Annotated in this window: 9 protein-coding genes; 2 read left to right on the plus strand and 7 right to left on the minus strand. The window is 37.8% G+C overall.

The genetic code is table 11. The annotated features are described in order from the left end of the window. The first annotated feature begins 1 nt into the window (after position 1). A complete protein-coding gene (locus tag AC1DDK_RS05900; protein ID WP_172660082.1) occupies positions 2-1,405 on the plus strand; it encodes a sulfatase-like hydrolase/transferase in 1,404 nt (467 codons plus the stop codon). 9 nt (positions 1,406-1,414) lie between these two features. On the opposite strand, the gene AC1DDK_RS05905 is transcribed toward AC1DDK_RS05900, so the two are convergent. The 7 genes from AC1DDK_RS05905 to AC1DDK_RS05935 form a co-directional block, all read right to left on the minus strand. Further along, positions 1,415-1,855, minus strand: a complete 441-nt coding sequence (locus AC1DDK_RS05905) for an SRPBCC family protein (protein ID WP_172660083.1) — start codon at positions 1,853-1,855, stop codon at positions 1,415-1,417. Positions 1,856-2,072: 217 nt separating this feature from the next. Beyond that, the gene (locus tag AC1DDK_RS05910; protein ID WP_172660084.1) at positions 2,073-3,512 is read right to left on the minus strand and encodes a hypothetical protein; all 1,440 of its coding nucleotides are present in this window, start codon (positions 3,510-3,512) and stop codon (positions 2,073-2,075) included. 140 nt (positions 3,513-3,652) lie between these two features. After that, complete coding sequence (locus AC1DDK_RS05915) at positions 3,653-4,429, minus strand: hypothetical protein (RefSeq protein ID WP_172660085.1); 777 nt, start codon at positions 4,427-4,429, stop codon at positions 3,653-3,655. Positions 4,430-4,433: 4 nt separating this feature from the next. Then, positions 4,434-7,772, minus strand: coding sequence for a TonB-dependent receptor (locus AC1DDK_RS05920; RefSeq protein WP_288879151.1), 3,339 nt, complete (start codon positions 7,770-7,772; stop codon positions 4,434-4,436). 123 nt (positions 7,773-7,895) lie between these two features. Next, on the minus strand, positions 7,896-8,885 hold the full coding sequence (locus AC1DDK_RS05925) for a FecR family protein (RefSeq protein WP_288879152.1): 990 nt from the start codon (positions 8,883-8,885) through the stop codon (positions 7,896-7,898). 92 nt (positions 8,886-8,977) lie between these two features. Beyond that, positions 8,978-9,535, minus strand: a complete 558-nt coding sequence (locus AC1DDK_RS05930; RefSeq protein ID WP_172660088.1) for an RNA polymerase sigma factor — start codon at positions 9,533-9,535, stop codon at positions 8,978-8,980. A gap of 71 nt (positions 9,536-9,606) precedes the next feature. Beyond that, entirely contained in the window at positions 9,607-11,001 is a 1,395-nt protein-coding gene (locus AC1DDK_RS05935; protein WP_288879153.1) for a S41 family peptidase, read from the minus strand. A 195-nt stretch (positions 11,002-11,196) separates the two neighbouring features. Between AC1DDK_RS05935 and AC1DDK_RS05940 the strand changes: the two genes are divergently transcribed. Then, the gene (locus AC1DDK_RS05940; RefSeq protein ID WP_172660090.1) at positions 11,197-11,889 is read left to right on the plus strand and encodes an alpha/beta hydrolase; all 693 of its coding nucleotides are present in this window, start codon (positions 11,197-11,199) and stop codon (positions 11,887-11,889) included. Positions 11,890-12,544: the final 655 nt, after the last annotated feature.

A 12,544-nucleotide genomic window follows, 5' to 3' on the forward strand; every position in this document is an offset into this window, starting at 1 on the left:
TATGTTATTAAATCAAAAGAAAAGGAAATTACAAGCTTTCGGAATAATTGCATTTATACTAGTGCCTTTGCTGGGGTGGGTATTTCCTTCGAAAGCAAAACCTAATCCGCCGGTTAACAGGCCAAATATAATTTATATACTTACTGATGATATGGGGTATAGCGATGTGAGTAGTTTTGGGGGTAATTTTGTACCTACACCCAATATTGACAGGATTGCTGCTAACGGCAGGAAATTTACTCATTTTTACAGTGCTGCGCCAATCTGTTCCCCATCAAGGGCGGGTTTTATAACAGGTAACTATCCAGCAAGATGGAATTTTTCGACTTACTTAGATAATCGCAAACATAACCGTAATGCGCAGCAAGCAGATTTTCTTGACCCTGAAGCACCCACTATTGCTAAAATTTTTAAAAGCGCCGGATATGCTACAGGACATTTCGGAAAATGGCATTTGGGTGGAGGCCGTGATGTTACCAATGCGCCTGGATTTGAGAAATATGGGTTTGATGAGCATGCTAGTACCTACGAAAGTCCTGATCCCGATCCTTTAATTACTGCTACAAACTGGATCTGGTCTGAAAAAGATAGTATAAAACGATGGGACCGTACTAAATACTTTGTAGATAAAACATTGGAATTTATGCAGAAACATAAAGGACAACCTTGTTTTATTAATTTATGGCCTGATGATGTACATACTCCATGGGTACCTCGAAAAGAAACAGAATATACAGGCCAATATCCGATGAATCCGGAAGAAGAGGCTGCATTTAAATTGGTATTAAAAGAATACGATATCCAGATTGGCAGGCTGCTGGATGGGTTGAAAAAGCTTGGGCTAGATAAAAACACCATTGTTATTTTTACCAGCGATAATGGGCCGCTGCCAAGCTTTAGAGGCACTCGGGCTGCCGGATTACGCGGTACTAAACTTTCTTTGTATGAGGGGGGCACCCGCATGCCATTTATGATCAGTTGGCCGGGCCACATAACACCCGGTACAACCGACGAGACCTCGGTATTAAGCGCACTTGATTTGTTACCTTCATTAGCTAAAATAGCAGGGGTAAAACTACCTAGCAGCTATCGCGGCGACGGTAAAGACCGTAGTACAGCGTTGCTGGGAAAGCCATCTCCCAGAAATATGGATATGTATTGGGAATATGGCCGTAATGATATCGCATTTAAATTTCCCAAAGGTCGCGATAAAAGTCCTAATCTGGCTATACGGTCAGGGCAGTGGAAGCTTTTGATGAACAGCGATGGTAGCAATGCACAACTGTATAACATTCAAAAAGATCAAAATGAATCCAAAGACCTGGCCGCAGATAACCCAAAAATTGTTCAGGGATTGAAAACCAAATTGGATAAATGGTGGACATCACTTCCTAAACTAAAATAATTATTTTATCTATTCTGAAAGTTTTTTTACTTCTTCCAGGCCCTTGGTAAAGCCGTTATTCATAACCTCCTCCCATTCTTCGCCTACCTGCACAGAAGCTTTAAGTTTAGTAATACCATTGTCTTCAGAAAGATGGTATTCTTCCAGGGAGCCTGCCCAGCTTTTCACCCTTTCGCTGGTGGTATCTTCTTTGCCATCTATTACTTCACCTAAATGCTCAAACACGATGTGATAAGGCTCATTTTTTATTTTAATGGTACTAACCATACCATTACCTTTTCCATCCAGGAAGAGTGTTTTACCACCAACCTTCCAATCACTTTCTACTTTGGAACCACCACCAGGATTAAAGGCGTCTGTCCATTGTGAATAAGTTGGCTCATTCCAAAGCGTGCTCCAAACTTTTTGGGCCGGTGCTTTGATCTCTTTTGTGAACTGTAATGTTTTCATAGTAATATTTTTTTAGGGTTAATATATTGTTTAACAAAACTATAGAAAAAAGTAAGCGCGTATGAGGTATTGATGCGACAATTTAAGGGCTTAATTACGACTTGTTTTATCTCTTATAAACAGCTTCATTTTTATATGGTTTGGATAGGGCAGATTTTTTCAACATAAAAAAGAGCAGCCATGAAATGGCTGCTCTGGGAACAAGGGGAATTGAGGGTTAATAAACTTTTTTCTGAGCATTAAACTCTGTCCAGGTTTTTAACCAGGTAGTACCAGCAGCTGTTCCGGCTGCAATTGCACCACGGGTTCCTACCGGAGAAGTTGCCTGAGGGATCAATACATCAGGGCTATAGCTATAAGTTGTATAATTTGCTGCTGTAGGGCCTGCGTAGAAAGAAGTAGGGAGTGCAGAACCTAATTTTAGATAAGCATTTGCAGAAGCACCAGTATTGTCAGGAGTTACAGAACCACCTGCTGCGGCAAAAGCATGCAGGATGTTATTGGTATAAGTACCTGAAGCACCACCTTCATAGATAACACCTGCAGGGAAACCAGCGATCACAGAATTCTGAATGTCAAGACCTGAATTTCTTCTCCAGCGATTACCCAACTTTAATGCAGTGTTATTTGCATTTGTTCCAAGTATGGTGAAGTTTTTTAAAGTAGGTTTTGTTCTTGGAGTTGCAGCACTTCCTGTTTTGTCATTGTCAGACTCAATACCATTTGCATCAGAACTTCCAGATGAAGTACTGTGAGTAGAATTGATTGCTTTTAACCCAACTGCATACTGGATAGAACCAGTATATCCAAAATCGAAATCGAAATCATCATCATCGCCACCAGCAGCTACAAGGTAAGTTGCATTTACAGTTCCACCGAAGAATTCAAAACTGTCATCAGCTGAGTAGGTTACCTGGATGTGATCTAAAGTAGTACCAGAACCAACACCACCTAAGGTTAAACCATTGATTTCATTGTCAGCAAAAAGTTTAAATCCAGGATATTCAATCCTTACATACTTTAATGTTCCTGAATTGTCGGCAGTTGTTGATCCACCATAACTAACATCAACGCCAGCAGGAGGAGTAGGTAATCCTTCGATTACAGTAGTGGTTGGTTTATTAGTTTGTGCACTACCTAATAAAATGATACCACCAAAATCTGCTGCAACACGACTACCTGGAGCTGCCGGAGAGGTAAATACAATTGGCAAAGCCTCAGTACCTACAGCATCAATTTTAGCACCTTTAACTACTACTAGAACACCGTGGATTGGTTTGGTAACAGTTTCCGGTAATCCTGTATCAGGATTGGTTTGAGTACCGGTGTAGTTTTTGTCTACTCCTGAGGAAAGAATTGTTCCTGCAGGAATTTTTAAAGTTTTACCAGAAGGTACATAACTAACTCCATCAATTAACCAAACTTTGCTGCTGGTTAGATTAATGATGTTGTCTGTTGCATTTCCGTCAAAGTTGTCCTGGATCACACCATCTGTGTTTACCGGAATACTTTGAGTTGGATTCGAAAATCCTGCTGATAAAGAACGATTGAAGTTACCGCTTCCGTCGTTGTTTTGATCTTTTTTACAGCTTGATACTGTAAGAGCGGCGGCGGCTACCATAGCTACCAGGCCTGCGTTTTTCAAATGTTTTACCATTTTTTTTGATTTTAATTTTTAGTACTGCTAAGTTAAGGGATGTAGTGTTAAATTAATATTATTTATTTATTTTAATAATTTAATATTCAAATTGTTATGTTATTTATATTAAGTATTTATTTATATAAAGATAGGCCGATTTAATTCATAAATAATGCGTTTACCTGCACTTGGTAGGGTTTGCCGTCAGTACCCACCATATTCGCACCTGATGCTTCTACAGTCTGCTCATTGATATATAAGGTGATGATATTGTAAAAGATTCCATTATTATAATCGTTAATATCAACAACCCCAGCAAAACCTTCATGTAAAGGTTGTTTTGTTGTGGAATCGATAATATAGAATATGAGGTAGCCGTCGCCAGTTACAGGAGTAAAGGTTTTGTAGTTAGTGTATCCTCCGAAGTTAGAGCTAACGTTTTCAATGGTATCCAGATCAGCAAAATCTCCAAGATTATTGTCAAACATTTTTATAATGATATCTACGTTTTTCGGTAAACATTTTTGCGCGAGATTGGCAATTTTAATTTTCATAAAACCTTCTTCGGGTTTCGGCTCATTTTCCTGGGTATTTTCAACTAATGCTGGCTTTGCCTCAGACGAAGGTTGAAACAGTACTAAATTCTTGATGCCGTTCTCTTCAACAGTAATAATTGTATCAGTTAATACCTTGCCTTTGTCGTCTTTAAAACTCAATTTGCCTTTTCCAATGGGAACTTTGATATTTTTAGTGAGATCAAGTCCCACCGAAATTGTGGTTCCGTTATAATCGATGATCAATGGATTAACCAATGTTTGATTTCCAAAATTTATTTTTCCAAATCGCTGAGCTGTTAGTGCAATTTCCTTCTTGCATGCAAGTAGGAAACAACCTAGTGACAGTGTTAAAAGGATTATTTTTTTATAGAATGACATGCCTTTAAAAGTTATAAGTAAAAGATAAGTTGTAGCTGCGGCCGTACTTAACCCGGTAGCGTAATAAGTCTCCTAATTCAGGTTCGTACCTGTCTGTTCCCTTTAGTTTTTTGAAAGGCTCTAATGAATCGGAGGTTTCTGACCAGGAGTTCGCGTTGGTATAATACTCGTCTGCTGCGTTGAGTATATTGCTGATGTTCAGTTTGATCTCCGCCTTTTGTTTAAGAATTCTTCCACTCAGCTGCAGGTCCAATAGACTTCTAGGCCGTTGAAATTCCGTAGCAGAAGGAGTGGATACGATATAAGAACGAAAACCGGACCTGTTGAAAGAAACATTTGTCCCGAAATACTTGGACTGATAAGCGAGTCCCGCATTGATAATGTATGGAGATTGACCAATTAATGGTCGCTTTAATGATTGTATTACATCAATATACCGAGGTGCGTCTTTTGGTTTATCCGGATTAAAATCAGGATTTTCCATCTTTTGAAATGTTTTTATTTCGCTCCAAATTACCGCAGCGTTTCCATACAAGCTAAAATTTTTCAATTCTTCGGCAATGATACCCAGAGATTTGCGCCATTCCATTTCAAATCCATAATTTATTGCAGAATGCTGATTTTTATAGGTCAAAGTAGTTTGAGTTGCATGAGGTGTTTCATTCACCAGCTCCACGGGCTTGTCTAGTTTTTTGTGAAATGCCGATATGGAGATAATTTCATCGGGATTAGGATAGAACTCATAACGAAGGTCAATATTTTGTACGCGGGTGCTTTTAATATTGCCTCCAATAATAAATGCCTGTAATAGAGGATCAGGAAAACCATAAACCTGGGTTTCTCTAAAATCCGGACGTATGATCGTTTGGCTATATGCACCTCTAAAGTTCATTTTTGAAGTCAGACTGTAAATCGCATTCGCAGAGGGAAGAAAATACCAGTTTTTTTCACCTGTTTGTTCTGGTACCGTGCCTTGATATATTTTGTCTGGAAATTTTTGTTCTTCCTGCTCTCTTTTTCTTATCTCGGCTTCCTGTTTATTCTGTAGATTGAAGTTTTCAGCACGAACTCCATATACCAGGCGCAACTTTTTGGTAAGAAGCTGATCCAGCATTAAATAACCTGCGTGATATTTTGAATTTGCCTTGCTGATGTCTCCATTCCCAATATCAAGCCAGTAATAGGCTTGATTTAACCCATAGCCTACACGCTCTGGAGTTAAAAGGTCTTCATATTTATCTATATAATCAGGGGCACCTACCGGCTCAGCATTTCTACTCTTACCGTATATTTTTGCAATAGTTACATCCTGATTTCTTTCTTTGTACCAGCCGGTATATCCTGTTTTTAACAAACTCTTCTCGTTCAAAAAATTAAATGGCTGGCTTAAATTCAAAGACCAGTTTAAATCATCCTGATTCACTGCACTCCATAAACGATAGTCACCAGAGTAATTGTCTTTCAAATCGTCCACCGCCATTACATTGGGTTGTTGATAAAACTTTCCAAGCGTGTTTTTCATTTGGAGATATTTAAAACTCCTGAGGTCTTTGTGTGCCTGATTTAAATGGGTGTAAGCTCCACTCCAGCTTAATTTAAATCCATTGCTACCTATAAGGTGCTCGCCTTCTATTTTATGCTGATTTATGCTGCTGAAAACAGGATCAACAAGATTAGTCTGGAACAAACTCTGTTGTGAATCTTCTAATAAAATTGTTTGGTAAAAATCCTCATTGAGCGTTTTTGTATATAAATTCCTGAGGTTTAATTTGAATTTCTCACCTTGTATACCTCCATTTAATACTGCACCAATTGTGGTATTGAATATATAGCCTGTACCACGGCCAAGTGTATCAGGAGATTTAAAACCATCAATAAGCGCCCCAAAACTTCTGGCCGATTCAAATTCATTGCTTTGCTGCGTATTACGATATGTCAACCCACCGGTAAAGCCAATTTTAAGTCCTTTTTGTTCATTAATCTCGTATACACGCCCTAAAGTAAAGCGGTAGTTTTGATTTGGGATTGCCTGGTTTTTGTAAATCGCAAATGACTTGTTATCGAATTTTTTACTTTGTTCAATAGCGCCACTGTAGCCGGTTTTATATCCTGTTTCGTCTGTATGCTCTATTCTTGGGTCGTCCTGCCGATTTGCAAAGCTCCACGAAACAAGACCGGCAGGCTTTTCACGTCTGCCATCATCAAATGCAAAATAATCTTTATTTGCTCTTCCTCCGGCAGTTAAAAAATCTTTTCCGGTAGTTTGAGTGTTCCCACCGCTTCCAAAGCTTAACGTTAAGAAATTCTGATCGGGGATACTTAATGTATTTACAATAACTTGTCCGCCAACAAACTCTGAAGACACATCAGGTGTTGCTGTTTTATTTACCACAACACTGGCCACTAGTTCATTAGGTATCAGGTCAAAAGAAAAATTACGCCTGTTCATATCTGTATTGGGAACTACAATTCCATCTATCATGGCCTGATTGTAGCGCTCTGTTAAACCACGGACAACCACATACTTATTATCAAGAGTTGTTACACCACTAATTCTTTTTAACACAGCACCTACATTATTGTCGGGTGTTTTCGCAATTTGCTCGGCTGAGATACCGTCGGTTAATGATGCTGCATTTTTTTGCTGGGCATAAAGTCCGGCAATTGATTCTTTTTTATAACTACCCTGTACAACCACCTGTTTCAGCATTTCATTAGCTGGTTGCATAGCGATGCTAAGCGGTGTGGTTTTGCCTTCCTCAACCAGTATACCTCCAATACGTTTTGCCAGATAACTTACATAGCTTACCTCTAAGGTGTAAGTTCCCGGATCAATGCTTATGGAATATGTGCCATCAACACTACTTTGAATAACCTTTCCGTTCTCAATTATTTTTATACCAGCTCCAGGCATAGGCTGTCCCTTTTCGTCAATCACCTTTCCTGTGATCTTGCCTTGCTTAATACGCTTTATATTGGAAGAAGCTTTGGAATACCTTACCGAAATGGAGTTGTTAGCAAGGGAGAATCCAAATCCTAACGGAGTCATTTCTGAGAGCACTTTCCCTAAAGGTGCTTTTGTATAATTGAGGCTTTCCAGTTCAACCTGTTCCAGCATATCATCATAGTAAAATTTGTAATTTGTTTGCTTATTCAGCTCCTTAAGAAGGGCAGAGGCCTTTACTTTTGTAAAATGAATGCTTACTGGTATACTGATATCTTTATATGCCTGAGAAAATAAAGGTGTGGCGAACAGAATAAATAAAAATGAGAGGTTGAATTTAAGGCTGTTAGGTTTTTTTTGTATGAATTTATCCGTTAGGATATGAATCTTAAAATGCATATTTTTGTTACAAATTTTTTACTATTAGTATGAAATTTAATTTTTAGTAGCGGGTTGCTCCCGCATTGTAAAGTGCCGTTTTACCGAACGGCACTTTCTTTTTGAGATTTAATTTTTAGTAGCTTATTTCTTCATTAATCTGTAGTTTAAACTGTCAGTTTTCTTAAATTTTAATTGGTGAATAAATGCAAGGTTTTTTAATGTTTCATCAACAGTTTGATTGCTGAAATCTCCGTTAACTGTAAATGAAAGTGTGGTTTTGGGATTGAAGTCAATCCTTATTTTGTAATAAGAGCTAATTCTAAATAAGGCCTCATTAAGGGAAGTATGCTCAAAAAGTAATTCTGGTTTGCCAATTGGATCATTAACAACCACATCAAACCTACTCATGTTTCCACTGCCATAATTGTATTCGTAGGCCTTGCCTGGGGTAAGGAATACGGGTGCTTGTTTAGATGCCTTGTTCCTCGGTTTGATGACTACTTTTCCGGTATAAAGGCTTACTTTTTCCCACTGGTAACTCTCATTGTATTGAACGGTAAAAGAAGTTCCTAAAGCTGTAGTCTGTAAGTCTCCGGATTCTACACTAAATGGTTTACTTGGATCTTTTTTTACTTCAAACAATGCCTTTCCATTTGTAAGAAAAACGCGTCGTTCTGTTTTTGTGAATGCTTTAGGATAGCTAAAAGTTGATCCGGAAGAGACTGTAACAACTGAACTGTCCGCCAGAATCAATTTCTGCATTTTACCAACGGCAACATTTACCGTAATAAAAGTTTTTGTGTCCTGTATATAATTGAAATATTGATGACCTTTAAACCCTCCAACAAGTAAAACTATGGCTGCTACAGCTGCGGTGATTTTGTAAATAAGCTTTAGTGGGTGTTTTTTTTGTGCAATCTGACTAGAGAGACTATTTTTTATATTTGACAAGGACTCATCTATGTCTACAGGTACTTCTCTGACATTTAAAGGCTCTAAATCAATATCCTCGTCCAAAAGTTCCTGGTGTGCTCCGGATTTTATCATCATCCAAAACTCGTCAAGCTCTTTAGGCGTTAATGTTCTGTTCGCAAATTTTTCGAGCAGTTCTTTTCTTTTATCGTTATCCATTGTATATTATTCAGACAGTTCAATTAACTGCCTTTACATGAATATATACAGTACAACTTGTGGGTAAGGGGGGCTTGAGGGTAAAATATATTTTAAATATAGTCTCCCGTCTTATTTAATGCTGAAAGTGTTTGCGATGCTTTAGACAAGTGGTCTTTTACCGTTTCTTTTCCAATAGAAAGATGTGAGGCGATTTCGGCATAAGACATACCGCCAAATCTGGAAAGGAGGAAGACTTTTCTTCTTTTTTCTGGCAAAAGCGCATGTACATGATCAATTAAGAGTTTAAGGTCAATTGATGTATCAAGGTCATTGCATTCCTGTTGATTTTGCTCGTTGTGCTTGCAATCGGAGCTATACCGCTCTTTCATTTTCTCATCTCTGGAAACTTGCTCCAGCCAATTGTAAAATATGCTTCGTGCAATTTTATTTAGGTAATTTTTAATACCCTTTTCAGGCTCTATATTACTTCTGTATTTCCATAACCTCATAAAGGTGTTGTTCACCAGCTCTTCGGTGATTTCCTTCGATCGAGTGTTTTGATAAAAGAACGACCATATGGAGCGACTAAATACGTCAAAAACTTGATTGAAAGATTCTTCATTGCCATTGATGAAGCCCTCCACAACTTTGTGTCCTAAGTTTTTCATTGGTCATTTAATATAAGGGTTGATGGTACACAAAAGTATTTAAGGCACCTCATAGTTAAGTTAACTTACAATTATCTATTTGTTAATCCTTTAGGTGGGCTTTGCACTTTTGTAACACTAACAGATCTACCGATCTGATCTATCATGTCCCTTGAATCGAATAGTATCTGGATGTTGTCCTTGCTTAAGGACGATCTTTTTAGTGACTCTCCTGCAATTCGACCGATTGCGGTTTTTATCAGCGGATCAGCCTGATCACCAAAAGGGATCAAATCTTCGCTGAATTCATCTACTGTGATATCAGGGTTTAGGCCAGTGGGGTAATTTCCCTCACTATTGCTATTAAATAATTTAAATACCATAGGCTCTATGCTCCAATTGGCCAAAGTATGGGTATTCTCGTTCTCCTTGATCTGAAAGGAAGCCATGTCTTTGCCCAAGGTTTTCTGCCCGACCTGAATTACGCTTAACCAGGGTCTTAAACCCTTAATCAAAAATTCAGCTGCCGAAGCAGTATGGTTTCCGGTTAAAATGAATACCTGTTTTATTTGTAGGCGCATAGAAGCTATTTCTTCAAAACTGAAATTGTATCCTGCAGAAATATTGGCTATCGTACTGGCAAAATTTTCCCTTCTTAAGGGGGCATTCTTATTACCCCTGTACTCTATAAATACGTCAGATGCCTGAACCTGTGCAATAGCGGCTGCCATTACCGCGCTCATGGCGATATCTCCTCCTGGATTGTATCGAAGGTCTAATATGAGTTCAGTTGCATTATTTTGTTTAAAATAGGCAAAAGCATTCTGAAGGTCATATTTTGATCGCCCTTCGAAAGAATTTAGAAACAGATAGGCAATAGATTTACCGGTACTGCTGATGATTTTATATTTGTATACAGGATTTTCAGCCACAATTGCTGCTCCGAGAATGAGTTCTTCTCCTTGCTGAAGTTTTAATACTATTTTACGCTGTTTAATGCTTGCGGCGATGAGGTTAGGTGCATTTATAGCCGACGGAGTAGTTTGATTAATACTTAGAATAATACTTCCTCTTTTCAGCCCATCGTGCTCTGCTATAGTGCCAGGTACAACTAAAGTCACTACCGTCTTAGTTTCTCCCGAACTATCGCGATAAATCGCTAGGTCAAATCCGAAATTATGTACCAGTGAGGGATAGTAGCTTTCTGGCAAAGTTGGATTGACTAATTTCGAAAATCTGTCTTCAGTACTTTTAATTGATGAAAAAAAATCCAAAGGAGCTTTAGTAATTTCTGGATTAGAAGGTAGACTATTTTGCCAATAGTAGTATACCCGCATGCTGTCTAATACCCAGCTGTTGATTTTTTCGTTGGAACCTGCAGGGTAATCTGGTTTTTCTGGGTCAGATTTCCGACAAGCAATAAATTGCAATGAAAGCAGGAGCCAACTAATACAGAATATGCTGAATTTCTTGCCAGAGATTGCCATTTCACTACTTTAAATCGTAGATGAAGGTAAATGATCCGGATTAAGCGAGGATTAAGTTACGGTTACGATAGTTATTCTAATTACAATAAGTTAAAAAGGGAAAAAATTACAATCCTTCGGGAAGACTGTCCATTCCTAACCCAGAATTTATGGTGCAACTTTGTATTGTTCAATCACTCATAAAAAAATAAAACGATGGAAAATTTAAATGTTAAGAATGTTGTTCTGGTACATGGCGCATTCGCTGATGGTTCTGGTTATAAAGCACTTTATAACGTATTGACAAAAAAAGGTTTCAATGTTTCAGTGGTACAAAATCCATTAACCTCACTTGAGGATGATGTCCTTGCTACACATGTGGCGCTTGATAGAATAGGAGGACCAGCTATTCTTGCTGGCCATTCATGGGGTGGAGCTGTAATTACCGAAGCAGGGAATCATCCAAATGTGGCTGCACTTGTTTATATCGCAGCATTCCAGCCAGATAATGGAGAATCAGCTTTGGAATGGCTGCAAACTGCTCCGCCAGCACCAGAAAACGGCGTTTTGCCGCCTGATGAAAAAGGTATAGTTTATTATGATAAAGACAAATATCACGCAGGTTTCTGTGCGGATATCGATGCTGAAGAAGCTGAGTTTATGTATGCCTCTCAGGGTGCGTTTTATGCAAAGGGTTTTGTAACTCCAATTACAGATGCTGCCTGGAGAAATAAACCTTCATATGGATTAATTGCAACTGAAGATAAAAGCATCAATCCTGAAATTCAGCGAAATATGTACAAACGTTCAAATACCGTTGTCGAAGAAGTTAAAGGGAGCCACGTTATTTTTATGTCACAACCTGAACTTGTTGCAGAAATGATTGTTAAGGCGGCTGAAAACGCATAGAAATAAAATCAAGAATATTTACCCGTATACCGGTTAGCCGGTATACGGTTTTTTATAAATGGATTGTTTTGTCTTTATAAGCAACATGCTGCCATGTCTCCAAACGAATTTCAAAGTTATAAATACGGTCAGTAGCTTAGGTTTTATTGAGATATTCCTAATAGATATTCTGTTGTGTTGCCAATGACAGTAAATATTCTATTAAGTTTAATTGTAATGTTGTTTTGTTGCTTTTATTTTGTTAAATAGAGTATTAAGTTCTTGTATAGCATATATTTTTACGCTTTTTTATTTAATTTATTTTATTTTTTATTAGTTTTTGAAGTTTTTTTATTAAAAATATCAAAATAAATACCAGTGAATTTAAAATTATATTACTTTAGCTTCATGAAATAATTGAATTGTTGGGTGTTGTATTCTTTGTAGCCTGATTTTCATTCGGATTATTTAAAAACCAAACTTTTTTTGCTCACTTTTTGACATTTAAGCCAAATTAGTTCTAAATAGCTAAATCGTTTTACCTAAAAATTATCAACATATAATAATAAACCGACTATTAAACAAATAAATCTAACTAAAACAATTTAGCCTATGGAATAACCTAACAATCAAAATTAAACCAACCAATGGAAACTTTAATGTTTCAAACCAAACC

The organism is Pedobacter sp. 05T44 (assembly GCF_056395985.1).